18 protein-coding genes are annotated in these 22,432 nt (G+C 71.8%); 9 read left to right on the forward strand and 9 right to left on the reverse strand.

Annotation, left to right across the window (positions count from 1 at the left end; genetic code table 11):
* Positions 1–14: 14 nt before the first annotated feature.
* From cutA to EDD27_RS28025, 6 genes are all read right to left on the reverse strand, one after another.
* Positions 15–2,375, reverse strand: a complete 2,361-nt coding sequence (gene cutA / locus EDD27_RS28000) for an aerobic carbon-monoxide dehydrogenase large subunit (RefSeq protein ID WP_127935031.1) — start codon at positions 2,373–2,375, stop codon at positions 15–17.
* On the reverse strand, positions 2,372–2,848 hold the full coding sequence (locus EDD27_RS28005) for a (2Fe-2S)-binding protein (RefSeq protein WP_127935032.1): 477 nt from the start codon (positions 2,846–2,848) through the stop codon (positions 2,372–2,374). The genes cutA and EDD27_RS28005 overlap by 4 nt, the downstream gene beginning before the upstream one ends.
* Complete coding sequence (locus tag EDD27_RS28010) at positions 2,838–3,707, reverse strand: FAD binding domain-containing protein (protein WP_127935033.1); 870 nt, start codon at positions 3,705–3,707, stop codon at positions 2,838–2,840. The genes EDD27_RS28005 and EDD27_RS28010 overlap by 11 nt, the downstream gene beginning before the upstream one ends.
* Positions 3,704–5,116 carry a uracil-xanthine permease family protein gene (locus EDD27_RS28015; protein ID WP_127941005.1) on the reverse strand — a complete coding sequence of 471 codons (1,413 nt, stop codon included), beginning with the start codon at positions 5,114–5,116 and terminating at the stop codon, positions 3,704–3,706. The genes EDD27_RS28010 and EDD27_RS28015 overlap by 4 nt, the downstream gene beginning before the upstream one ends.
* Positions 5,117–5,259: 143 nt before the next feature.
* Positions 5,260–5,469, reverse strand: a complete 210-nt coding sequence (locus EDD27_RS28020) for an RNA-binding S4 domain-containing protein (RefSeq protein WP_127935034.1) — start codon at positions 5,467–5,469, stop codon at positions 5,260–5,262.
* 11 nt (positions 5,470–5,480) lie between these two features.
* The gene (locus EDD27_RS28025; RefSeq protein ID WP_127935035.1) at positions 5,481–7,088 is read right to left on the reverse strand and encodes a PucR family transcriptional regulator; all 1,608 of its coding nucleotides are present in this window, start codon (positions 7,086–7,088) and stop codon (positions 5,481–5,483) included.
* A gap of 130 nt (positions 7,089–7,218) precedes the next feature.
* Between EDD27_RS28025 and EDD27_RS28030 the strand changes: the two genes are divergently transcribed.
* The 8 genes from EDD27_RS28030 to EDD27_RS28065 all read left to right on the forward strand — a co-directional run bounded on the left by EDD27_RS28030 (position 7,219) and on the right by EDD27_RS28065 (position 17,064).
* Positions 7,219–8,079, forward strand: coding sequence for an oxamate carbamoyltransferase subunit AllH family protein (locus tag EDD27_RS28030; protein WP_241564290.1), 861 nt, complete (start codon positions 7,219–7,221; stop codon positions 8,077–8,079).
* The gene (locus tag EDD27_RS28035) at positions 8,076–9,410 is read left to right on the forward strand and encodes an FdrA family protein (protein ID WP_127935037.1); all 1,335 of its coding nucleotides are present in this window, start codon (positions 8,076–8,078) and stop codon (positions 9,408–9,410) included. Before EDD27_RS28030 ends, EDD27_RS28035 begins: the two co-directional genes overlap by 4 nt.
* Positions 9,407–10,795: a YlbE family protein gene (locus EDD27_RS28040; protein ID WP_127935038.1), complete on the forward strand. Its 1,389-nt coding sequence runs from the start codon at positions 9,407–9,409 to the stop codon at positions 10,793–10,795. Before EDD27_RS28035 ends, EDD27_RS28040 begins: the two co-directional genes overlap by 4 nt.
* 141 nt (positions 10,796–10,936) lie before the next feature.
* A complete protein-coding gene (locus tag EDD27_RS28045) occupies positions 10,937–12,964 on the forward strand; it encodes a serine/threonine-protein kinase (protein ID WP_164903822.1) in 2,028 nt (675 codons plus the stop codon).
* A 48-nt stretch (positions 12,965–13,012) separates the two neighbouring features.
* Complete coding sequence (locus EDD27_RS28050; protein ID WP_127935040.1) at positions 13,013–13,585, forward strand: TetR/AcrR family transcriptional regulator; 573 nt, start codon at positions 13,013–13,015, stop codon at positions 13,583–13,585.
* A 56-nt stretch (positions 13,586–13,641) separates the two neighbouring features.
* Complete coding sequence (locus tag EDD27_RS28055) at positions 13,642–14,871, forward strand: Cmx/CmrA family chloramphenicol efflux MFS transporter (RefSeq protein ID WP_127935041.1); 1,230 nt, start codon at positions 13,642–13,644, stop codon at positions 14,869–14,871.
* Complete coding sequence (locus EDD27_RS28060; RefSeq protein WP_127935042.1) at positions 14,868–15,683, forward strand: MOSC domain-containing protein; 816 nt, start codon at positions 14,868–14,870, stop codon at positions 15,681–15,683. Before EDD27_RS28055 ends, EDD27_RS28060 begins: the two co-directional genes overlap by 4 nt.
* Before the next feature lie 85 nt (positions 15,684–15,768).
* The gene (locus tag EDD27_RS28065; RefSeq protein WP_241564291.1) at positions 15,769–17,064 is read left to right on the forward strand and encodes an MFS transporter; all 1,296 of its coding nucleotides are present in this window, start codon (positions 15,769–15,771) and stop codon (positions 17,062–17,064) included.
* Between the two features lie 56 nt (positions 17,065–17,120).
* Here EDD27_RS28065 and EDD27_RS28070 read toward each other — a convergent pair whose 3' ends face one another.
* Both EDD27_RS28070 and EDD27_RS28075 read right to left on the reverse strand, forming a co-directional pair.
* Positions 17,121–18,665 carry a bifunctional 3'-5' exonuclease/DNA polymerase gene (locus EDD27_RS28070; RefSeq protein ID WP_127941007.1) on the reverse strand — a complete coding sequence of 515 codons (1,545 nt, stop codon included), beginning with the start codon at positions 18,663–18,665 and terminating at the stop codon, positions 17,121–17,123.
* A gap of 48 nt (positions 18,666–18,713) precedes the next feature.
* Positions 18,714–19,907 (reverse strand): metallophosphoesterase family protein, encoded by a 1,194-nt coding sequence (locus EDD27_RS28075; RefSeq protein WP_241564292.1) that lies wholly within the window; start codon positions 19,905–19,907, stop codon positions 18,714–18,716.
* A gap of 433 nt (positions 19,908–20,340) precedes the next feature.
* Here EDD27_RS28075 and EDD27_RS28080 point away from each other — a divergent pair, with 433 nt between their 5' ends.
* Entirely contained in the window at positions 20,341–20,757 is a 417-nt protein-coding gene (locus EDD27_RS28080) for a hypothetical protein (RefSeq protein WP_127935044.1), read from the forward strand.
* A gap of 46 nt (positions 20,758–20,803) precedes the next feature.
* Here the strand turns inward: EDD27_RS28080 and EDD27_RS28085 are convergent, their stop codons facing one another.
* Entirely contained in the window at positions 20,804–22,420 is a 1,617-nt protein-coding gene (locus tag EDD27_RS28085) for an FAD-binding oxidoreductase (protein ID WP_127941008.1), read from the reverse strand.
* Positions 22,421–22,432 lie beyond the last annotated feature (12 nt).

Genomic DNA, 22,432 nt, shown 5'->3' on the forward strand with positions numbered 1-22,432 from the left:
TCAGGGCGTCCGGATCACCGCGCGTGGGCGCTACGCAGGCCGAAGAGCTCGGACGGGGAGATGGGCATGCGGTCGATCTCGATGCCCTCGGCGTCCTCGATGGCCGAGGCGATGACGGCGGACACCGGGATGACCCCGGCCTCGCCCGCGCCCTTGATGCCGAGCGGGTTGAGCGGCGACGGCGTCTCCAGATGGGCGGTCTCGACGCGGGGGACCTCGGTCGCGTACGGCATGAGGAAGTCCATGAAGGAGGCGTTGACGAGCTGCCCGTGCGCGTCGTACACCATGCGCTCGTAGAGGGCGCCGCCGACGCCCTGCGCCACTCCCCCGTGGATCTGCCCCTCCACGATCATCGGGTTGATGAGCCGGCCGCAGTCGTGCACGACCGCGTACCGGACGATCCTGATCTCGGCCGTGTCCGGGTCGGTCTCGACGACGGCCGCGTGCATGCCCGCCGCGAACGTTGACCTGATCGGCGAGTAGTAATCGCGCCCCTCCAGCCCCGGCTCCTCGCCCTCGGCCACCGGCGGCCGGTCCGGGGAGGCGGTGCCGGAGAACTGGGTGGCCTTGGCGGCCTCGTCGTCGAAGGCGTACCGCAGGGGGTTGGCCAGCACCGCGACCGTGGACAGCGGGATGGAGGCGGTCGGCGCGCCCGCCACGTGCACCACGCCGTCGGTGATCTGCAGGTCCGACGGATCGGCCTCGAGGGCGTCGGCCGCGATGCGCAGTGCCTTGTCGCGTACCTTTCTGCAGGCCAGGGCGATGGCGTTGCCGCTGACGACGGCCGCTCGTGAGGCGAACGTGCCGACGGCGTAGCCGAACCTGCGGGTGTCGCCGGTGACCACGCTGATCCGCTCGATGGGCACGCCCAGCTCGGTGGCGGCGATCTGGGCGAACACCGTCTCGTGTCCCTGACCCTGGGAGGTGAGTCCCGTGGACACGTGCACGCGGCCGTCGGAGGTCACCTGCACGTGCCCGCCCTCGTAGGGCCCGACCCCGGTCCCCTCGACGTAGCAGCCGATCCCGATGCCCCGGCCGGGCGCCGGCTCGAAGTCGTCCCAGCCGATCAGCTCCTTGACCATGCGGAGCATCTCGGGATAGTTCCCGCTGTCGTAGATCAGCGGCCGCCCGTCCTGGAAGGTCATCCGCTGGTCGTACGGGAACTCGCCCGGCTGGATGAAGTTGGCCGAGCGCACCTCGGTCCGGTCCTTGCCCAGGTACCGGGCGATCTTGTCCATGGTGCGCTCCATGCAGAACACACCCTGCGGGCGGCCCGCGCCCCGATAAGGCGTGACCTGCACGGTGTTGGTGTAGACGGCGCTGAACTCGACCCGGTACGCCCCGATCTTGTAGGGGCCGAGCAGCTGGGTCGAGGTGACGATCGGCACGATGATCCCGTAAGGGGTGTAGGCGCCGTGGTCGTGCAGAATCGTCACGTCCAGCCCGAGGACCCGCCCGTCGTCGTCGAACCCGACGCGCACGTACTGCACCTGCCCGCGCTCGTGCGCGGACGCGATGAAGTGCTCCCTGCGGTCCTCGGTCCACTTGATCTCGCGGCCGAGCGTCATGGCCGCCCACGGGATGACGATCTCCTCCGGCCACGGGTGCACGATCTTCACGCCGAACCCGCCGCCGACGTCGGGCGCGATCACCTCGACCTTCGGCAGCGGCAGGCCGAGCGCGGCGGCGACGGCCATGCGGACGCTGGTGGAGGTCTGGGTGCTGGAGTAGACCCGCAGATCCGAGCCGTCCCATCGGGCGTACACGCCGCGGCCTTCCAGCGGCATGCTGGCGCTGCGCTCGATGTCGAGCCGGAAGGCCAGGGTGTGCGGCGCGGTCTCGATGGCCTCCCGCGCGCCGCGCCCGTCGGCGGCGGCGACCTCCTGGACGAGGTGGGCGCCGATGTTGCCGGGCACGTCCTCGTGCACGAGCTGGGCGCCCTGGACGGCCTCCTCCAGGCCGACGACCGGCTTGAGGAGCTCGTAGTCGACCTCGATGAGCGCGCAGGCGTCCTCGGCCGCGTACCTGTCGGCGGCCACGACCATCACCACCGGCTCGCCGACGTGCCGGACGACGTCTCTGGCCAGCGGGTACGCGGTGCGCCCGTGCGTGAGCGCCGGGTGCGGGATGAGCAGCGGGAGCGCCCGGCCCACGCGCTCGGGCAGGTCCTCCCAGGTGTAGATGGCGACGAGCCCCGGCACGTCCAGCGCGGGCCCGACGTCGATGTCGCGGATGCGGGCGTGCGCGTGCGGCGAGCGCACGAACGCGGCGGCGAGCGCGTCACCCCCGAGGTCATCCAGATAGCGACCCTGTCCGGTGAGCAGCCTGGGGTCCTCCCGGCGTGCTACGGACTCCCCGAACAACCTCGTCGTCATGCTTCCTCCGCCAGCAGCTCGGCGGCCCGGTGGACGGCCTTGACGATGTTCTGGTAGCCGGTGCACCGGCACAGGTTGCCGGAGACGCCCTCCAGCACCTCCTCCTCCGTCGGCGCCGGGTTCTCCGCCAGCAGGGCGGTCACCGTGCACAGGAACCCCGGCGTGCAGAAGCCGCACTGCAGCCCGTGGCACTCGGCGAAGGCCCGCTGCACGGGCGAGAGCCCGTCCGGTCCTGCGAGGCCCTCGACGGTGGTGATCTCGCGGCCGTCCACGGTGACGGCGAACGTCAGGCACGAGCGTACGGGCTGCCCGTCGAGCAGCACGGTGCAGCAGCCGCAGACGCCGTGCTCGCACCCCACGTGGGTGCCGGTCAGGCCGAGGTCGTGGCGCAGGCAGTCGGACAGCAGCCGGCGGGCGGGGACGCTCACCCGCCTGGCGGCGCCGTTCACGACGAGCGTGATCTCATGCTCCACCGGTCTCCGCCTCCCTGGCCGCGTTGCGCAGCGCCCGCTCGGCGAGCACGCCCACGAGGTGCCTGCGGTAGGCGGCCGATGCGTGGATGTCGTCCTCCGGCTCGACCGCGCTCTGGGCGAGCCGCGCCACCTCGGCCCAGTCGAGCTCGTGAACGGGACAGTGCCCGCTCGCCTCGCCCACGTCCACGACCACCGGCACGGGGCCGACCCCGACGCAGGCGACCTTGGCGGCGGTGACGAAGGCCTCCTCGTCCAGCGTGACGACGGCGCAGACGCCGGCCAGCGCGTAGTCGCCGTGCCTGCGGGCGACCTCCTCGAAGGCGCCTCCGGTCCGCCGGCCCAATGCCGGGAAATATGCCGACACGGCCAGCTCGCCAGGCTGGACCGCCGACTCCATGGGCCCGGTGAAGAAGTCCTCCGCCGGCACGTCCCGCTCCACCTGCGCGTCCCCCTCCGACCGGGCGACCCGCACGGATCCGCCCAGGACGGCCAGTACGGCCGGCAGCTCCGCGGCCGGATCGGCGTGCACGAGACTGCCCACCACGGTCCCGCGATTGCGGATCGCCGGATGGGCGACCAGCTTCAGTGCCCGCGTGAGCAGGGGATGCGCGCCGGCCCGCGCCACCTCGGAGTGCCGGGCCAGCGCGCCGACCCGCACCCCCGCCTCCAAGCTCTCGATGCCGCCCAGCGACGCCACATGATTGATGTCGACGAGATGCTCCGGCGCGGTCAGCCGCATGTTGAGCATCGGGATCAGGCTCTGCCCTCCGGCCAGCACCTTGCCCCGGACCTCGGCGAGGGTCCGCAACGCCGCGCCGAGGTCGCGGGGGGCGTGGTACTCGAACGGCGGCGGCTTCACCCGGCCTCGCTCCTGGCCGGCTTGAGCGACCGCCCGGCGATGGCCCGCAGCAGGTGGTAGCCGCCCAGCACCACGATGGTGCCGAGCGCGATGCCCTCCAGGACGAACTCCCCGGCGATGAAGTGGCTCACGGGCCCGATGGCCAGGATGATGCCCGCGCCGATGGGGACCATGTTGACCGGGTCGGCGAAGTCCACCCGGTTCTCGATCCAGATCTTGGCGCCGAGCAGCCCGATCATGCCGTACAGGATGACGGTGACGCCGCCGAGCACGCCGCCCGGCGTGGCCGCGACCAGCGCGCCGAACTTGGGAACGAGTCCGAAGAAGATCGCGATCACGCCGGCGATGTAGTAGGCGGCGGTCGAGTAGACCCTGGTGGCCGCCATGACGCCGATGTTCTCGGCGTACGTCGTCGTCGGCGAGCCGCCCACCGCGCTGGTGACCACGGTGCTGACGCCGTCGGCCATCACCGCCCGCCCGACGTAGGGGTCCACGTCCGTCCCCGTCATCTCGCCCACGGCCTTGACGTGCCCGATGTTCTCCGCGATGAGCGCGATGACGGCGGGCAGCACCAGCAGTACGGCCGAGAAGCGGAAGTCGGGGCCATGGAAGTCCGGCAGCCCGAACCACTCCGCCTGGGCCACCTGGCCGAAGTTCACCCGGTCGTGCGGGAACGCCGCGGCCACGCAGTACGTGCCCTCGACCGGGCAGGGGTTGCCCGCCGCGTCCCGCAGGTTCTGGCCGGGCAGCACGGACGTGACCGGCCCGGCCGCCCGGTCCAGCAGCCACGACAGCACGAACCCGGTGACCAGCCCGATCAGCACGCCGATCCGCCCGATGAAGCCCTTGAACAACACGATCACCAGGAACGTGATCACCATCGTGATGAGCGCCACCCAGTGGTCCTGCGGCCAGTAGACGTCCGCCACCACGAACGCCAGCCCGAACCCGATGAGCATCACCACCGCGCCGGTGACCACGGGTGGGAAGACCTTGTGGATGATCTCCACACCCAGGAAGTGGATGGCGAGACCGGCCAGCGCCAGCACCAGGCCGGCGACCAGGATCGCGCCGGTCACGATCGCGTCCGCGCCGGCGGTGTCACCGCCCGCGGCCGCCCTGATGGCGAACACGCCGCCGACGAAGGACGCGCTGGTGCCCAGGTAGCTGGGCACCTTCCCCTTCACGATCAGCAGGAACAGGATCGTCGCGACGCCGGACATCATCACGGCGACGTTGGGGTCCAGCCCCATGACGATCGGGAAGACGAACGTCGCGCCGAACATCGCGATCACGTGCTGCGCGCCGAAGCCCACCATTCTGGGCCAGCTCAAGCGCTCGTCGGGCCTGACCACCTCTCCGGGAGTCAGGTGCTTGCCGTCACCGTGTTTGGTCCATCCCCACACTATGAGGGCCCCTTTGTGCTGGTTTTTCGCTGAGCCGGCGCCACGTTCCGTTGCGGGCACATTAGGCCCGCCCGGACGCTCCTACACGGGCATGATCTGCCAAATCTGCGCCGACTACCAGTGAAACCCTCGCGCACACGCAAGAACTACGTGACGTGAATCGAGAATCCTTCCCCACTCACGACCTGACCTGCCCTGATTTTGGCGGTTTTGCGCAGTTCGACCTCTCCGTCCACGAGCACCATGCCCTCGGCGATCAGGTGCTTGGCCATGCCGCCGGTCTCCGTGATCCCGCAGTACTTCAGCAGGTCGCACAGCGGGATGTAGTCGGATTGCAGTTCGAAGTCCAGGTCCACGAGGCTCCAGCCTAGATGCCCCGCATGCGCAACACGTGCAGGGCCAGGGTCAGGTTGAGCCGCAGGTGCGGGTCGTCGGTGAAGTTGCCGAGCATCCGCTCCAGCTTGCCGATCCGGTAGCGCAGCGTGTTGTAGTGGAAGTGCAGCCGCCTGGCGGTCTCCGCCACGTTGAGGTTCGTCTCCAGCAGCACCTGCAACGTGCGCCGGAGGTCGGCGTTCTCGGCGTCGTCGTCGGAGGCCAGCGGCCCGAGCGTCTCGCGGACGAACGCGTGCAGCTCGTCGGTGTCGTTGACCAGCGACAGCAGCCGGTAGACGCCCAATTGGTCGAAGTGCGCGACCGCGCCGGGGCCGTGCAGCTGGCGGCCCACCCTGGCCGCCTTCAACGCCTGCGAGTACGCCTCCGGCAACGTCTCCGCGCCCGGGCTGGGCCGGGACGTGCCGGTCGAGAACGTCGCGGGCGGCACGTCGGCGAACGCCGAGGCCGCGTCCTTGGCCACCCGGCTGGCGTCGATCGAGGCGTCGACCACGGCCACCACCTCGTGCGAGAACCCGGCCACCGCCCCCCGCGGGTCGTGCCGCCTGATCGCCGCCGTCCAGCACGACACCAGCCGGTCCTGTGCGCTGCGCTCGTCCCCGTCAGGGTCGAGCTCGGCCACGAGCACGGTCACCGGCCGCGCCAGGTCCCATCCGAACGCCCTGGCCCGGGCCGTGACCCGCTCGATGCTGCCGGCCCGGCCGGTGAGCACGTCGCGCAGGAAGTCGGCGCGGTATTTGCTCTCGACGGCGTTGACCGCCTCCTGCCGGGTGACGACGAGCGCGGCGACGGTGGCCGCGCGCTCCAGGATGCCGACGTCGCCGTCCCTGATCGCCGCCGACGGGCTGTAGGCGACGATCCTGCCGTGATGGTGCCCACCGGCCAGCACCGGCACCGAGGCGAACGCCCGCCCGCGCCCCGACGTCCGCGCCGGGGAGGTCGGCGGGCCCTCGCGGGAGATCGACTCGCGCAGCACCGCGACGTGGTCGGCGGGCCCGGCGGTGGCCAGCACGTGGCCCGCGCCGTCCACGGCCGCGACCGACACGTCGAGCAGCTGCGCCACCTCGGCGGTGACCTCGCCCAGCCCGCCGCCCGCCAGCACCACCTGCACCATGGCCCGGTGCGCCTCCTCGGCCCGGGCCAGCATGGCGGCCTGGCGGTTGAGTATGTCGGTCAGCACCTGGTTGAGGATGTCGTCGAAGCCGACGTCGTTCGGCAGCAGGATGAGCGGGAATCCGAGCCGGTCGGCCTGCTCGACCATCTCGTCGGGCAGCTCGTCGACGTACCGGCCGAGCTTGATCGCCAGTGCGGCCAGGCCGCGCTCGTCGAGATCGGCCACGAGCCGGCCGAGCGACTGCGGCGTGTTGCGCAGCGGATATCCGGTGGTGAGCAGCAGTTCGTGCGGCTTGACCCAGGCCAGGATGTCGGGGACTTCCATGACGTTGAGCCGCTGGACGATGCGCCCGAGCCCGCTCTCCCCGGCGATGAGCCTGGCCTCCGCGAGGGTGGACACTCCCAGAACCTCTTCGACGGACACGCCGTGGATGATCGTTCCGGTGCTGGCGAGACGGACGGGGGGCTCCATGGGGAGATTGTGACCCCGGAAGCGGTCTGTCAGGAAGAGCCAACCTTCCCGCTGACTGTTGGCAAATTTCTCCGTACGGAGGGTTCCCGGCCCGTTCTACGGTCAGCTCCAAGAGTGGTTGGGAGGTCCGGTGACGGTCAGTACTCACGCGCGGCGTGCCCGCGTCCAACTCACGGGCGCGGCCAGCGCGGCGGTACGGCCGCTCCTGGAGTCGCCGCGCCGCCCCGCCCGCGTGCTCGCCGCCTTCCCCGCCGGCGTGTATTTGGAGGTCAGGACCGATCTGGAGCCTTCGGTGATCGCCGTCATCACGGGCGAGGCCACCAGGCTCCCGAACTCGGTGCTGCTGGCGGGCCCGCTGCCGCACGTCACGGTGGGTGACGAGGCGGCGGTGGGTGACCGGGTGATCGACCTGGGGCCTTTGAGCATGCGGGTGCGCCGCTGGTGGGATCCGGCGCCGCCCCTCGGACCGGCCGATCCGGCGTCGCTGGCCGGCGCCGCGTCGATCCTGGCGCGACCCGCCGATCAGCGGCCCGGCCTGGACGGCAACGGAGCGATCGCCTCGCTCGCCGCCGCCTGCGCGCAAGGGTGGCTGCTGGGGGTCGTGACGGCGGCCGAGCAGCTCATCGGACTCGGGCCCGGGCTCACACCGAGCGGTGACGACGTGCTGGCGGGGTTGCTGGTGACGTTGCGGCACCTGGGCAGGGCGACGGGCGCGGACCGGGCGGTGTGGCTGGCGGACTGGCTCGGGGCGACCGTCACGTTCGACGCGCGCACGCGTACCACTCCCCTGTCGGCCACGCTGCTGCACTGCGCGGCCAGAGGCGAGGCCAGCCCCGAGGTGCTCGCGGTGCTGCGCGGCGTCGCCGGCGGACAGGCGCTCGACCCGGCGCTGCGCCGCCTGCGCCGCCTCGGCCACACCTCTGGCGCCGACCTCGCCCAGGGCGTCGCCATCGGCGTGCACGCCGTCCTCGCTCTGGGCGGGCAGCGGTGAGCGGGGAGGTGGTGCTGGTCCGCAAGGGAGCGTACTACGACTCGGTCCAGCTCATGCGGGTCAGCCGGGCGTTGGCCGACCTGCCGGGCGTCGAGGCGGCCATGGTCGCCATGGCGACCGGCCTCAACGTCACGGTCGTCAGGGATCTCGGCTTCACCGTTCCCGAGGCCGGTCCTGGCGACCTGCTGATCGCCGTCCGGGCGCACGACCCGCAGGCCGCGGTCGCCGAGGCCGACCGGCAGCTCACCACGCTGCAGCGGCCGGGGACCGCGACGGAGCAGCCGCCGCTGACCACCCGCTCGGCGGCCACCAGGGGCCCGGCCGATCTGGTCCTGGTCTCGGTTCCGGGCGAGCACGCCTTCTGCGAGGCGTACGACGCCGTCATGGCCGGCCTGCCCGTCATGATCTTCAGCGACGGCGTGCCCGTCGCGCAGGAGCGGCGGCTGAAGGAGCTGGCGGAGGAGCGGGACGTCCTGGTGATGGGCCCCGACTGCGGCACCGCCTCGATCGGCGGCGTCGGCCTCGGCTTCGCGAACGTTCTCGCCCCCGGCCCCGTCGGCGTGGTGGCCGCGTCGGGCACCGGCGCGCAGCAGGTCGCCTCGCTGCTCGACTGGGCGGGCGCGGGCGTCGGCCACATCCTGGGCGTGGGCGGCAGGGACCTGTCGGCCGAGGTGGGCGGCCTGTCGACGCTGCGCGCGCTGCGCATGCTCGACGAGGACCCGGGCACCGAGCTGATCGTGCTGATCTCCAAGCCACCGGCGCCCGAGGTGGCGCGGCGCGTGGAGGAGGCCGCGGCCGGGCTGCGCACGCCGGTGGTGTCGGCGTTGCTCCCGGCAGACCTCACGGAGGCCGCCGAGCGGGCGCTGCACACCCTCGGCAGGCCCGTCCCTGAGTGGCCCTCCTGGCCGGGCGCCATGCGAGAGACCTCCGGGAAGACGCTCAAGGGCATCTACGCCGGGGGCACGCTCAGCCTTGAGGCGGCGGCGATCGCCGGACAGGGCGACTTCGTCGACTACGGCGACGACGCCTACACCAGGGGACGCGCGCACCCGATGATCGACCCTGCGTTGCGGGTGGAGGCCCTGTCCCGGGCGCGCGAGACCGACGTGGTGCTCATGGACGTCGTGCTGGGCCACGGCGCCGACCCCGACCCGGCCTCCTCCCTCGTGCCCGCCATCGCCCAGACCCCCGCCGCCGTCGTGGTGGCCCTCGTCGGCACCCTCGGCGACCCGCAGGACCTGCACCGCCAGGCCGCCGCGCTGCGCGCGGCCGGCGCCGCGGTGTTCGTGTCCAACGCCCAGGCCGCCCGGCACGCCAGGAGTCTCGTATGAGCCCGATGTCCGCCCCGTCCCGCGTGATCACCGTCGGCGCGGTCCTGCTCGATGAGGCACTGGCCGCGCAGGCCGTGCCGACGACCCCGGTGGACTGGCGCCCGCCGCTCCCCGGCACCGCGGAGGCGCTGGTCAAGGTGCTGGCCGACCCGCGCAGGCAGGCCGCCAACGAGCTGGCCGCGCGCCGGCTCACCTCCGCACGGCCGTACCTGGTCGGGGTGCGGCGGGCGTCGGAGGTGCTGGACGGAGGCACGTTCCTGCACGCGGGCCCGCCGATCACCTGGGAACGCGCCTCGGGGCCGATGCGTGGTGCGCTGATCGGCGCGATGTTGCTGGAGGGCCTGGCGGGCGACGAGCACGACGCGACGGCCAAGCTGGCGGCCGGCGAGATCACGTTGCGGCCCTGCCACGAGCACGCAACCGTGGGACCCATGGCGGGCGTGGTGAGCCCGTCGATGTGGTTGTTCGAGGTGCACGACGAGGAGCACGGCGGCACCGCTTACTGCTCGCTGAACGAGGGCCTGGGCAAAGTCCTCAGGTACGGCGCGTACGGGCCGGAGGTCCTCGACCGGCTGCGCTGGATGGACGCGGTGCTCGGGCCCGCACTGGCCGCGACGCTGGAGCGGACCGGCCCGATCGACCTGCGCTCGCTGATCGCGCAGGCCCTGCAGATGGGCGACGAGCTGCACAACCGCAACCGGGCCGCCACCTCGCTGCTGCTGCGCGAGCTGGCCCCGGCCGTGGTCGAGGCCGCCCCCGCGCGCGCCGCGGAGGTGCTGCGCTTCATCAACGGCAACGACCACTTCTTCCTCAATGCCGGCATGGCCGCGGCCAAGGTCAGCACGGACGCGGCCCGCGACATCCCCGGCTCGACCATGGTCGTGGCCATGGCCAGGAACGGCACCGACTTCGGCGTCCAGGTGTCGGGGCTCGGCGGGCGCTGGTTCACCGGTCCCGCCGGGGTGCCCGACGGGCTCTACCTGGGCTCGTACGGCCCCGAAGACGCCAACCCCGACATCGGCGACTCCACGATCACCGAGACGTCCGGCCTGGGCGGGTTCGCGATGGCGGCGTCCCCGGCCATCGTGCGGTTCGTGGGCGGCGAGGTGGCCGACGCGGTGCGGGCCACCCGCTCCATGTACGAGATCACGCTCGCCGAGCACCCCGCGTACCAGATACCGGGCCTCGGCTTCCGCGGCACGCCGGTCGGAATCGACGTCACGCTCGTGGCCAGGACGGGCCTGCTGCCCGTGGTCAACACCGGCATCGCGGGGCGGATCCCTGGAACGGGACAAGTCGGAGCGGGCCTGGTCAAGCCACCCGCCGAGGCTTTCACCAGCGCATTGCAGGCCTTGGCCGGCGCAGTAAGTGATCTATTTGATTAGCGATATATCAGCACGTCAGCAGCGCTGTAAAGGGGCATCAGCTTCCATTACGGATTCCCCGCCGATATCGTGTCGAACCTCAATAATCTGCAAGTAGCGTGAAGACGCACGTGACGGATGAGGCGAGATGGGGGCGGGAAGATGGCAGCCGACCGCTTGCTGAGCGGTCCCGGCGGAGAGGGAAGTGCCCCGAGTGGCGCCCCGCAGAGCCAGGGCCGCCTGATCGGCAGGCGCTACCGTCTCATGTCGCCGGTCGGCAGGGGCGGCATGGGCATGGTCTGGCACGCCCACGACGTCCTGCTCGACCGGGACGTCGCGGTCAAGGAGCTGATCCTCTCCTACGGCCTCGACCACGCGGGCAAGCAAGTGGCGCACCGGCGCATGCTGCGTGAAGCCAGGTCGGCCGCGCGCCTGACGCATCCCGGCATCGTGACCGTGCATGACGTGGTCGAGGAGGACGGCCGCCCCTGGATCGTGATGGAGCTGGTCCGGGCGTGGTCGCTGGAGCAGGCGGTACGCCAGAGCGGGCCGCTCCCGGTGATCCAGGCCGCCGAGATCGGCATCCGCGTGCTGGACGCGCTCACGCACGCGCACGCCGCCGGGATCCTGCACCGCGACATCAAGCCGGGCAACGTGCTGCTGACCCAGGACCGGGTGGTGCTGACCGACTTCGGCATCGCCGCCATCGAAGGCGACGTCAACATCACGCAGACCGGGCTGCTCATGGGGTCGCCGGCGTACATCCCGCCGGAGCGGCTGTCGGGGCAGCCGATCACGCAGGCGGCCGACCTGTGGTCGTTCGGGGCGACGTTGTACGCGGCCGTCGAGGGGCGGCCGCCGTACGAGGGGCCCGACCCGGTAGCGGTGCTCGGCCAGGTGCTCACGCAGCCCCCGATCACACCGCAGCGGGCCGGCTCGCTGATGCCGGTGATCGAGGGGCTGCTCCGCAAGAACCCCACCGAGCGGCTGACCGCCACGCAGGTCATGGAGATGCTGGAGGCGGTGCTGCGGGCCCACGGCTCCGCCCGCCCGCGCAAGCCCGAGACGCTGCCCAGCCCGGCCGACCCGACGCCCGCGGCGCTGCTGCCGCCGCTCGACACGCCGTCGGGGCCGATGCCGTCGCGGATCGTGGAGACGCCCTCGGGGCCGGTACGCGTGCCGTACGACCCGCTGAGCAGCCCGTCGGGCGGCCACTCGATGCCGTACGACGGGCTGTCCACCCCGTCGGGCAGCCACCGGACCGACCAGCTGCCGGGCTCCTTCGGCACGGGACCGCAGACGCCGCCGGGGTTCTCGACAGGCCCGCGCCGGGCCTTCGACGACGACTTGGACGGCCCGTCGGGGCCGCATCCGCCGCCGATCCTGCCGCTGACCACCGACAGCCGCTCGTCCACGACCTCCGGCGCGACCCCGTGGCCGCTGGCCTCCGCCGACGACCTGCGCGAGCATTCGCGCAACCTGTCGCACGAAACCGGCAACAGCCGCCTGGCCAGCCTGCCGACCGCCGGGCCGCGCCCGGGCAAGAGCAGGCGCAGGCCGGAGGTGGACGACGGGCCCTGGATGCGCGACGGGCGGCCGACGCCGCTCACGATCGTCAGCGCGCTGGTGGCGCTGGCCGTCGTCATCGGCGCCGTGATGGTCGTCCTGTCGTCCGGCAGCACACCCGAGGCCGCCCTGAGCACGCCGGCCGCCACGGCCGCCACCGACAAGGCGCTGCAGGCCGACCCATCGGTCGTGCCCGAGGGGTACAAGGAGCACACTCCGGCCGGCTTCTCCGTCGCCGTGCCCGAGGACTGGAAGCTGGCCTCGTCGGGCGGCCAGGCCACGTTCACCGGGCCGAAGGACTCCGGCATCCGGGTCCTCGTGGAGGAGGCGACCCCGCAGGCCGACGGCGGGCTGTCCGAGCTCGGCAGGCTGGAGGCCGACGGCGGCCTGGAGAGCTACATCCAGGTGCAGTTGCAGGCGGTGGACTACCGCGGCTGGAAGGCGGCCGACTGGGAGTACACCTACACCACCGCCAACGGCGTCCCGATGCACGCGCTGACCAGGTACGTCACCATCGACAACAGCACCGCGTTCAAGATCATGTTCGACCTGCCCGAGCTCAAGTGGGACGACGAGGCCGACACGCGGCAGGTCTTCCTGGACACCTTCAGGAAGACGACCTAGCCCCAAGGTATTGCACCGATCGTTCCAAAACGTGCTAACGTGCGGAACATGGCGCGACCGAGGAAGTTCGAGGAGGAGCGGGCGGTCGAGGCTGCCATGCGCGCGTTCTGGAAGGCGGGCTACGAAGCCACCTCGACGCAGGACCTGTGCGCGGCCACCGGACTGGGGCGCAGCAGCATCTACAACACGTTCGCCGGCAAGCACGACCTGTTCGAGAAGGCGTTGCGCCACTACATGGACGAGCGCAACGCCGCCCTTGCCGAGCTGATGGACGGCGACCTGCCCATCAAGGAGAAGGTCAGGACCGTGCTCTGGTGGGCCGTCGAGCCCGACCCCGGCGATCCGGCGGGCTGCCTGGTGGTCAACTCCATGATCGAGCTGGCCCCGCGCGACCCGGAGGTGGCCGAGCTGCTGCGGCGCGACAACGACAAGCGGTTCGAGATGATGCGCGCGGCGTTCGAGAGCGCCCGCGCGCGGGGCGAGATCGACGCGGCCAAGGACCCGCTCACACTGGCGCGCTTCGTGTTCGCCACGGTCAGCGGGCTGCGCGTCATGGCCCGCGGCGGCGCCGGCCGGGCCGCGCTCGAGTCCGTCGCGCGAACCGCGCTCGACGCCGTCTGACTTTTTCACGCCCGCGTTTTGAACTGATCAATCCAAAATCAGGAAGGGAGTCCGCCATGCCGTTGGCGGTCTACATACTTGGCCTGTCGATCTTCGCTCAGGGCACCTCGGAGCTCATGCTGGCCGGGCTGCTCCCCGAGATGGCCGCAGACCTGGGTGTGTCGGTGCCCCAGGCGGGGCTGCTGATCTCGGCGTTCGCGATGGGGATGCTGGTCGGCGCGCCGGTGCTGGCCGCCGTCACGCTGCGCTGGCCGCGCCGCACGGCGCTGCTGGCGTTCCTCGTGGTCTTCGCGCTGTCGCACGTCGTGGGCGCGCTGACGTCGAGCTACGGCATGTTGTTCGCCACCAGGGTCGTCGGCGCCTTCGTGTACGCGGGCTTCTGGGCCGTGGCCGCGAGCACCGTGATCGGCCTGGTGCCGGCGAACAGCCGCGGCAAGGCGATGAGCGTGCTCGCCGGCGGGCTGACCGTCGCGACCATCATCGGCCTGTCCGCCGGCACCGTCATCGGCCAGCACCTCGGCTGGCGGGCGGCGTTCTGGGCGGTCGCGGCCTTGTCGGCCCTCGCCGGCGCCGGCATCCTCGCCACCATCCCGAGCGGCCGGCAAGCGACCGCGACCGGAACCGAGGGCGCCGGCACGGGCGGGGCCGTACCGCGCCTCGCTGACGAACTGCGCTCGATGACCAGCCCTCGCCTATGGCTGTCCTACAGCACCACCGCACTCACGACGGGCGCCCTCCTGGCCTCCTTCAGCTACCTGAGCGCGATGCTCGTCGACACCACGGGCCTGGACTCCGCGTGGGTGCCCGCCGTCCTGGCCCTCTACGGCGTCGGCTGCCTGATCGGCATCACGATCGGCGGCAGGACCGCCGACGCCCGCCCGTTCCTGTCCCTCTCCATCGGCGTCGCGGGCCTCGTCCTCAGCTCGGCCGCACTGGCCTTGACCGCGTCCGTCCCGCTCCTCGCCATACCGCTGATCTTCCTGCTCGGCGCGTTCGGCTTCGCCACCAACCCCGCGCTCAACACCCGCGTCTTCACCTTGGCCAAGAACGCCCCCACGCTCGCCGCCGCCGTGAACGTCTCCGCCTTCAACGTCGGCATCACCGTAGGCCCCTGGCTGGGCGGCCTGTCGATCGGCGCGGGCCTCGGCTACCCGTCGGTGGCCTGGATCGGCGCCGCGATCGGCGTCGTCTCCCTCGTCACAGTGGCCCTCGCCGGACGCCTGCACCGCGCGGACGCGACCGCGCCGGAGCCGGCTGCGGCCGGTGAGGTACGGTCGGCCGTATGAGGCTGGCGAGCATCCACTTTTATCCCGTCAAGTCCACCGCTGGACATGAGATCCACGAGGCCGAAGTGCAGCCCTGGGGGCTGGCTGACGACCGGCGCTACCTGATCACCGACGAGCGCGGCGAGGTCCTGACCGCTCGCGAGCAACCGCTCCTGCTGGCCTGCGTGGCCAGGGTCGATGGCGGCACGCTCACGCTGACCGGCCCGCACGCCGCTCCGCTGCGGGTCACCCCGGACGACACGATGTCCACGGTCCTCGTGGGGCGCACGCCGGTGGAGCTCACCGACTGTGGTGATGACGCGGCACGCTGGTTGTCGGAGCTGGCGGGGCGGCCGGTCCGGCTGAAGTGGCTCGACGACCCGACCCGCCGCCCGGTCAATCCCGACCACGGACGCCCGGAGGACCGCGTCAGCCTGGCCGATGGCTACCCGCTGCTGCTGACGTCCACCGCCTCGCTCGCCCAGCTCAACGACTGGATCGTCGAGGGCGCGCAGGAGCGCGGCGAGGAAGCGCCCAAGCCGCTGCCGATGCACCGGTTCCGGCCGAACGTGGTGATCGACGGCGTGGGCACGCCCTTCGCCGAGGACGAGTGGAAGCGGGTGCGCATCGGGGCGGTCGACTTCCGGGTGTCCAAGGGGTGCGACCGGTGCGTGCTGACCACGGTCGACACGGCCACGTACACCAAGGGCAAGGAGCCCATCCGGACGCTGTCCAAGCATCGCAAGTGGGACGGCAAGGTCTGGTTCGGCATCAACCTGATCCCGGACGGACCCGGCCGGATCGCGACGGGAGACTCCATCACCCTTCTCTGAAACAGCGCAGAAATGGGGCTTCCCTGAGGGAAAAGGATTACTGTCCTCTTTAGGGTGATGTTGGGGGCTATGCGAGACTTCACAGGTGACCAGCACCCCCACCAAGCCCGCTGTCTCCCCTTCTGACCGGATTCGCATCGTCCAGCGCCGCACCTTGAGCGTGTTGTCCGTCGCACAGATCATGGGCGGCGTGGGGGTCGCCGTCGGGCTGGCGCTCAGCTCCGTCGTGGTGGACGAGCTGTCGGGGTCCACGGTCATCAGCGGCTTCGCGGGGACGGCCACCGTGCTCGGCGCCGCGCTGCTGGCCCTGCCGACGGCCAAGGCCTCCGGCAAGGGCGGGCGCCGCGCGGGGCTGACGCTGGCGTACGTGGCGGCGCTGACGGGCTGCGCGATCTCCGTGGTCGCGATCAGCCTGCGGTCGTGGCCGCTGCTGCTGGCCGGGCTGGTGCTCGTGGGCGGCGGCACCGCGGGGGGCCTGGCGGCGCGGTACTCGGCGACGGACCTGGCGCCGCGGGGCCGCTCGGCCCGGCACCTGTCGCTGGTCGTCTGGGCCTCCACGATCGGCTCGGTCGCGGGCCCCAACCTGGCCAGGCCCGCCGACCAGATCGGCATGCGGCTGGGGCTGGTGGAGAAGGCGGGGCCGTTCGCGTTCGCGGCGCTGGCGTTCGCGCTGGCACTGGTCGTGATCATCGCCTTCCTGCGGCCCGACCCGCTCACGCTGGCCCGGCGGCTCAACGGCGCCGGGCCTCCCGGCTCGGGACGCCACCGCACGGTCAGGACCGCCTGGCAGACCCTCCGCACCACCCCGATGGCCCGCCGGGCACTGGTCATGATCGCGGTCAGCCACACGGCGATGGTGTCCGTCATGTCGATGACCCCGGTCAAGCTCCACCACGACGGCTCGAACCTGGACGTCATCGGGCTCGTGATCAGCCTGCACATCGCGGGCATGTACGTGCTGTCCCCGGTCGTGGGCTGGCTGGCCGACAAGGCCGGCAAGGTGCCGGTGCTGGTGCTCGGCATGGCCCTGCTGCTCAGCGCCGCCGTGCTGGCCGGCACGGCGGGGCACCGCGTGTGGCAGGTGACGGCGGGGCTGGTGCTGCTCGGTCTGGGCTGGTCATGCGGGCTGGTGGCCGGCTCCGCCCTGGTCACGGAGTCCGTCCCGATCGACCGCCGCCCGGCCGTCCAAGGGCTTTCCGACCTGCTGATGAACGTCTGCGGCGCCACGGGCACGATCGTGGCGGGCGTCATCGTCGGCGTCCTGTCCTACGGCGCTCTCGGACTGGGCGTCGGCGCCATGGTCACGGTCGCGGGCCTCTGGCTCGCCACCACCCACCACCGCACCCCCCGCCTGACCTCACCGGGTGACGGCGCGCGGTGATATGGCAGCGGGTGAGGTGGTGAGTCGGCGTCGGTCCAGCGGCGCCGGGCAGCCGGTCATTTCGCGTCGGCGTAGCAGGTGACGGCGACCGCCTCCATCGGAAACCGCACCGGCGTCCGTCCGAACAGCAGCCTGCTGGCCTCCTCCGCCGCCGCCGTCACGGCCGCCATCACCTCCTCGGCCTGCCCGATCGGGCAGTGCACCATCACCTCGTCATGCTGGAAGAACACCAGCCGCGCAGGTGGAGGCAGCAACCCCCGCAACACCGCGAGCAGCGCCAGCGCCCACTCCGCGGCCGTCCCCTGCACCACGAAGTTTCGGGTGAACCGCCCACGGTCCCTGGCCGCACGCCCGCCTTCGGGCCCCGACACCAGCTCCTTCCACCGGGACGAGGGCGGCGGGCTGGTGCGGCCGAGCCAGGACCGCACGAGCCGCCCCTCCTCCCCCGCCTTGGCCGCGTCCTCCACGAACTGGTATGCCTGGGGAAAGCGCTGCCGCATCATCGCCAGCAGCTTGGGCGCGTCCCCGCTGGTGCCGCCGTACATGGCGGACAGCATCGCGATCTTGGCGTTGTCCCGCTGCCCGCCGAAGGACTGCGCCAGCGCCGAGTACAGATCGATCTCGCCGGCGGCCCTGGCCAGCCCCATGTCCCCGGCCATCGCGGCGAGCACACGAGGCTCCAGCTGCGCCGCGTCGGCGACGATCAGCGTCCAGCCGTCGTCGGCGACCACCACCCGCCGCATCACTTTGGGTATCTGCAGCGCCCCGCCCCCGCTGGTGGCCCACCGCCCGGACACCACGCCGCCCACCACGTATTCAGGCCGGAACCGCCCGTCGCGCACCCACTGGTCCGCCCACACCCACCCGTGGAAACTGAAGAGCCGGGCCAGCTCCTTGTATGCCAGCAGCGGCGCCACCGCCGGATGGTCGATCTGCTTGAGCTCCCACGACCGGGTGCTCTTCAGCGCGACCCCCGCCCCCTTGAACGCCTTGACCAACTGCTGCACCGAGTCGGGATTGACCGGATGTCCGAACGCCGCCGCCACCTCGTCGGCCAGCGCCTGCAGCTTGGCGGGCCGCATGCCGTGCACCGGCCGCGGCCCCAGCAGCTCGGTCAGCAGCGCGTCGTGCACGTCCCTGCGCCACGGCATGCCGTCGTGCGCCATCTCGGCCGCGGTCAGCGCCCCCGCGGACTCGGCCGCCACCAGCAGCCTGAACCTGCCGGACTCCGGCAGCGCCTCGATGCGCCGCAGCTGATCGGCCAGCACCTCGGCCACCGCCTCCGCGGCGAGCGGCTCCGGGGCGAAGAGCGTGCCGGGCGCGTCCGGCGGCTGCTCGTCGGGCACCGGCAACCCGTGCAGCCGGGCGTGGGCGGCCCTGGCCGAGCGATTCTCGCCGTAGCGGCCCTCGTACGCCAGCAGCAGCCCTTCGGTGAGCGCGACGTCGTGGCAGCGCGAGACCCGCACGCCCGCCCGCAGCAGCGCCGGATAGGTCTCCCGCGCGTCGGCCCACACCCACCGCGGCCGCTCGGCCGCCTCGACCTCGCGCACGGCCTCCGCCAGGTCGGAGGTGCGCCGAGCCGTGCCCCCGGCCGGAAGCATCGTCTCTCCGGCGACCACGACATACACGCAGTCAAGGGTGACAGACGCCTACGACAAACTGATGCGCACCTCGTCCTCCACCGGCGGCTCCACCTCCTGCGCCAGGCACCCGGTGGCGGCGAAGCACCGCAACGTCAGCTCCTCGGGCGTGACCGACACGTGCAGGAACTGCTTGAAGAACGGCGGAGTGTCCCAGTCGGACAACTCGGACAGGTAGCGGTGGAACACCTTGTCCACGGGCAGCCGGAACGGCCACGGCCAGGCGCCGAGCAGCCGCGCCGCCCACCGCATCCGGCGGGTGATCTTCACGGGCCCCGCGGGTGTCCTGACGGGCTGGTTCTTGATGTGCTCGGACATGATGCACAGAGCCTCGTCGGGCCTGAGGGAGAGCCACTTCATCCGCAGCCTGCGCGCGTACAGCTGGCTGTAGAACGACAGCGAGTCGCCGCGCAGCGGATAGCACTTGAAGGCGTCCTCGTGCACCCCTCCCACGTCGACGCGGCCGATCGTGTGCGTGGCGTGCATGAACGCGCCGCTACCGCCCGCCACGACGTACTGGATCACCCGGTCGCCCACCTTGACCGGATACCTCTGATAGTTGTGCACGTCTCCGCCGATGGCCGCGACGTACCGGTGCGCCGGGTCGCGCACGATGTCGTCAATCGTGCCGCCCTCCTCCAGCGGTGAGGGCTTGTAGACGTTCCCGGTGTAGATGGGCTTGCCGGTCACGAGGATCTTCGGGCGCGGGTCGAGCGAGACGCGGCGCAACCACGCCGTCTGCCCCTTGTCGATCACGTTCCTGATGCCGGTGTCCACGCCGACGATGAGCAGGCTGTCGCTCTCGATCGCCCAGTACGGCCCCGGCTGCTCGGCCTGCTGCGACGGCTTGCCCCTGAGCGAGCGCGCCTCGGCCAGCCGCGCCTCGTCGATCGTCTCCGGCTTGCGCCACAACAGCCCGCGCAGACCGGGGTCCGGCTTGGGCTTGAGCGGCGGCGCGTCGCAGAAGACCCGCATGAAGCCGCCGAGGCCGTCGTACCAGTCGTGGTTGCCGGGGATCGCGTAGATGGGGGCGTCGTAGTCCTTGTACGGACGGAAGAACTTGTCCCCGTATTCGTTGCCCGATCCCGTCGGATAGACGACGTCGCTGGCGACGATGGTGAAGGACGTTCCCTGACCGGCTTTCAGCATTCCGGGAACGACGGCGTACTGAGAGGCGTCGCCCTCGCCGGTATCACCGAGCAACAGGAAACTGAAATTTCCCCCAATGGGTGGCTTGATACGAAATTCCGGATTAATCCCCCGCGCTTCCTGAGCCGCCACCCACCGCGCCCGGACCTCCCCCGAGGGATCGCCGAACAACCCGGCGAGGATCTCGTTGCGTGAACGCCAGAGAGTCGCCATATTCAGCCAGCTGAACCCGTGGCCATTGGGCCTGAGCTGGTCAAACGTGCCGCTCTGCGTGCACGCCCACCCCGCGCCCGCTTCCGACATCCGTGATGAAAGCTGTTTTCTGCGCTCCGCTGCCACTTCTTCCTCATCCACCATGACCACATCTTTACCGCGATCTACCATTCGCGCATCCCGAACTCTCCGTACCGCAGAGAACACAGATGGTGCGCCATGGTGTAGCCTCACCCCCCAAGCAAGCGGTTGGGATGGCCTAGGGGAGGCTCCCATGACGCGTAACGGCCCGGATGACGCGACCCGAAAAGGCACCTCCGAAGCGAAGGCCATCGAGGGTTTGCTGGCATATGCCCTGAAGCGGCCTCGGTGGGGTAACTCCGCGATCGATTACCTGACGGAGGCCATCGCCCGGAGCCGGGCCCTGGCCAGGGAGAGTCCCGGCGAGCACACGGAGCTGCTGGCGCGCTGCCTGCGCACGGCGGCGAAGGTGCTGCTCAAGCGCCGCCGTGCGATGGAGGCCCTGCCGCTGGCCCAGGAGGCGGTGGCGCTCACCCGTGCCAGGGGCGGCGCCCCGCTGGTGGTCTCGCTGCACGGCCTGGCCGCCGTGCTGGAAGCACTCCACCGTTACAGCGAGGCCGCCGCGGCGCTGGCCGAGGCGGACGGGATCCCCCCGCCACCGGACGACTGACCCGCCGATGCCGCAGCACGCCCGGCCGCACGAAGGCCCGGCCAGGTCAGCCGGAGCGGGGGATCAGCACGCCGGGGTTGAGTATGCCGGCCGGGTCGAGCCGCGACTTGACCGCCTGCAGGATGGCGACGCCGGCCGGGCCGAGCTCGGCGGCGTAGGCGTCCCGATGATCGCGGCCGACGCCGTGGTGGTGCGTGATCGTCCCGCCCGCCTCGACGATGGCCGTGCTCGCCGCCGCCTTGGCCCGCTCCCACTGCGCCACGGGATCGTCCTCCTGCGCGGTCACGACGGTGAAGTACAGCGACGCGCCGGTCTCGTACACGTGCGAGATGTGGCACATGACCAGCGGAGAACCGAGCTCGCCGAGCAGCGCCAGCCGCACCGCGTCGTAGAGCCGCGGCAGATCGGACCAGAACCCGGCGGTCTCCAGCGTCTCCACGGTGGCGCCGGCCGCGAGCAGCGCGTCACGCAGATAGGGCGCCGAGAAGCGGCCGCGCTCCCACTCCTTGCCGGACACTTCCCCGACGGGCTCGCCGCCCATTCGCGCCAGCACGGCCGCGACGGCGTCCCGCCGGGTCGAGAGCGGGATCCCCCCGCCCGCCGAGCCGTCCGCGACGTCGCGCCCGGTCGCCGGCCGACCCTCGTAGCCGACGATCGCCAGGCATCCCGCCTCGCCGCCCGGCTCGATCGTCTCCGGCTTGGCCAGGCCGATCATCGTCTCGTTCTCGTCGGACAACCGCAGCACGGCCGGCAGCGGCCCTTCCTGGGCGATCGCCCGCACAGCCTCGCGTCCAGCGGCGAACGACGCGAAGCGCCACCTTTCGTACAACCGCTCGGCGGGGGCGCGCCGCACGCGCAGCCGCAGCGCGGTGATGACCCCGAAGACGCCCTCAGAGCCGAGCATGAGCTGCCGCAGATCGGGACCCGCCGCCGACTTGGGAGCCCGGCCGAGCTCCATGTCGCCCGACGGCGTGGCCACGGTGAGGCCGACGACCATGTCGTCGAAGCGGCCGTACCCGGCGGAGGCCTGGCCGCTGGAGCGGGCCGCGGCGAAGCCGCCGAGCGTGGCGTACTCGAAGGACTGGGGGAAGTGACCGAGGGTCAGGCCGTACGGGGCGAGCAGCCGCTCGGCGTCGGGAGCCCGCACGCCCGGCTCGAACTCGGCCACCATCGACTTGGCGTCCACCCGGAGCAGCCGGTCGAGCCTGGCCAGGTCGAGCGCGATCACGCCGGCGAAGCCGGCTCGGGCGGCCGCGAGCCCGCCCACCACCGAGGTGCCGCCGCCGAAGGGCACGACGGCGATCCGCTCCCGCGCGCACAGCTCCAGCAGCCTGGCGACCTCCTCGTGGGAGCCCGGCAGCACCACCGCGTCGGGCGCGTCGGAGCCGTCGCCGGCACGCATGCGCAGCAGGTCGGGCGTGGACTTGCCGCGGGTGTGGCGAACACGGGCCTCGTGCGAGGTCAGCACGTGGTCCGGCCCGGCGACACCGGCGAGCGCCGACACCTGCGGCTCGGCGAGGGCGATCGGCGGGAGCCGCACCGACTCCAGTGTCACGGCGGGAGCCTCGGGCGCGCGCACTCCGAGGAAGTCGTGGAGCAGCTTGCGCACCTGCTCGGGCAGCTCGCGGCTCTTGGCCGGGTCGCCCCAGCCCGACCATGACATCGGTTCTCCAGG

It is taken from the genome of Nonomuraea polychroma (genome assembly GCF_004011505.1).
Taxonomy (GTDB): Bacteria; Actinomycetota; Actinomycetes; order Streptosporangiales; family Streptosporangiaceae; genus Nonomuraea; species Nonomuraea polychroma.